The following is a 2,222-nucleotide window of genomic DNA, read 5'->3' as shown; positions in this document are numbered from 1 at the left end:
GGGGGGCGGCCCGACGCAATCAGTGTTGATAAGGACGCTTCAGGTTGCAGTCGCGATTGAGCTCGACGCCAAAGCCGGGTTTATCCAGGACCGATTTATGAATGCGCCCTCTCTCCGGCACCGGCTCGCCGAGCAGGATCGGGTCGAACTGCGGGCGCAGCGTGGCGCAGTCCGGACTGGTCATCAGAAACTCACTGAACGGCGTGTTGGTGAAGGTGATCACCGCATGATGTGAGTAAACCGACGAGCCGTGGGGCACTACCAGCTGCCCGCGCGCTTTGGCGATGGCCGCGATCTCCACCAGGGTGGTTAAGCCGCCGCACCAGCCGACGTCGGGCTGCATAATATCGATGCCGGTTTCCGACAGGGTGCGGAAGGACTGCAGCGTGCCGTGGTGCTCGCCGCAGGTCACCATCATCCCGGCCGGCGCCTGGCGCTTCAGCTCGCGATAGCCTTCATACTGCTGCGGCGGCAGGCACTCTTCGATCCACTTGAGGTTATAAGGGGCGCAGGCATGGGCAAGTTTGGTGGCATAGTTAACGTCCTGGCTCATCCAGCAGTCCAGCATTAACCAGAAATCCGGGCCGCATTTTTCGCGCATATCCGCCACCATGGCGACGTCTTTGCGGATCCCGGCGTCGCCATCGTGCGGCCCCCAGTGGGTAGGCATTTTGCCGCCGATAAAGCCCATCTCCTGCGCCAGGTCCGGACGTGCGCCGGTGGCATAGAACTGGATTTCGTCGCGCACCGCCCCACCCAACAGTTTGTAGACCGGCAGGCCAACCACTTTCCCGAACAGGTCCCACAGCGCCAGGTCGACACAGGAGATGGTATTCATCACCAGGCCGCCGGATCCCGCGTAGTAAAGGGTGGCGTTAAGCATCTGGTCATGGATCAGTTTGATATCGCTGACGCATTTGCCTTCGATAAAGCGGTTGAGATGTTTTTCGACGATAAAGCAGCCCATCTCCCCGGCCGTCGACACCGCAAAGCCGGTCTGTCCGTTGTCGGCTTCCACTTCCACAATCAGCGTGCCCAGCACGTTGATGCCAAACGACTGCCGGGACTGCTCATACTGTTTATATTTGCTCATCGGGGTGGCGATATGATCGTCAATCCAGTGGTTAGCCCCCTGGTCATGGTAATCGCCGCCGCCGGCGCCCCGCTCTGCTGTGGCGCCGCCGATGAACCAGGCGCGGACGTGTTTAATTTTCGGTAGGGTCATGATGTTCTCCTTATGATGAGGCGAGTTGTTCGAAGGGGCTTTTCCACCCCAGCAGACGTGAAATATCTTTCGCGCAGGCAATCGCCTTACCAGCCAGGTAATCGCGATTGTCTTCATTGATTTGCAGACGGGTACCCACCACCGAGATGGCGGCGGTCAGGTCGTTATTGGCGTTAAATACCGGGGCAGCCACGCAGCGCACATCCGGATAGTCCTCGCCATTATCAAAGCTCCAGCCCCGGGCGCGGATCCGCCCCAGCTCTTCCCGCAGCTGTTGAGCATCGGTGATGGTCGTTGGCGTGGCCCGCTCCCACTGTAGGTCTTCGATAATCGACGCCTGAACGCTGGCGGGCTGCCAGGCCAGCAAACATTTGCCGATCCCGGAGCGGTAAAGCGACAGGCTCTTACCCTCATGCGAGCGCACGCTGATGGTGGCGGGAGACTCAATTTTCAGAATGTAGTAGGCGTTACCCTGATCGATAATGCCCAAGTGACAAAGCAGGCCGCACTCATCCATCAGCCGGGTGAGGCGCGGCCGCGCCAGCTCGCGCAGGTCCATTTTGCTCAGCGCCTGCCCGGCCAGCTCCACCAGCTTGGTCCACAGGCAGTAGTTATCCTGATTATCCATACTGATGAAGCGCTGCTTTTTCAGCTCGCCCAGCAGCAGATACACCGTGCTTTTCGGGATCCCCAGCTCCGCTATTATCGTCGCCGCGCTGCAGGGGCCGATGCGGCCAATTAAATTGAGGATCTCAATCGCGCGGGTCAGCGCCGGGACTTTCGTTGATTCCAACATACTGGACTCCAATCCTGAATACTGGAATCAGTGTTGCGATTGTCCGGGCGGTAAAGTGTGAGCGACATCGCGGGGCAATCGTTTTCCCGTATACTGGACCGTTCGCAGCAGAAAATTGCGACTTAACGCACAGAATTTTTTCAGAAGAGTACAACAGGTTGGACGACCCCGCCCCCCCCGGGGCCGGGGGGGGGGGGGGGG

At 59.5% G+C, this 2,222-nt stretch carries 2 protein-coding genes; both read right to left on the bottom strand.

The features are described 5' to 3' along the window. Positions 1 to 19: 19 nt before the first annotated feature. On the bottom strand, positions 20 to 1,225 hold the full coding sequence (gene rhmD, locus HMPREF9538_RS16430) for an L-rhamnonate dehydratase (protein ID WP_009484776.1): 1,206 nt from the start codon (positions 1,223 to 1,225) through the stop codon (positions 20 to 22). Between the two features lie 10 nt (positions 1,226 to 1,235). After that, positions 1,236 to 2,021: an IclR family transcriptional regulator gene (locus HMPREF9538_RS16435; RefSeq protein WP_002913046.1), complete on the bottom strand. Its 786-nt coding sequence runs from the start codon at positions 2,019 to 2,021 to the stop codon at positions 1,236 to 1,238. Between the last annotated feature and the right edge of the window lie 201 nt (positions 2,022 to 2,222).

It is taken from the genome of Klebsiella sp. MS 92-3 (genome assembly GCF_000195655.1).
Lineage (GTDB): Bacteria > Pseudomonadota > Gammaproteobacteria > Enterobacterales > Enterobacteriaceae > Klebsiella > Klebsiella pneumoniae.
Note: the sequence above shows the minus strand (reverse complement) of the source record. Positions and strands in the feature narration are given on the sequence as shown.

Excerpts from the sequence above, each read along its gene's own strand:
- rhmD (WP_009484776.1), bottom strand. The coding sequence starts at position 1,225 with ATGACCCTACCGAAAATTAAACACGTCCGCGCCTGGTTCATCGGCGGC.
- HMPREF9538_RS16435 (WP_002913046.1), bottom strand. The coding sequence starts at position 2,021 with ATGTTGGAATCAACGAAAGTCCCGGCGCTGACCCGCGCGATTGAGATC.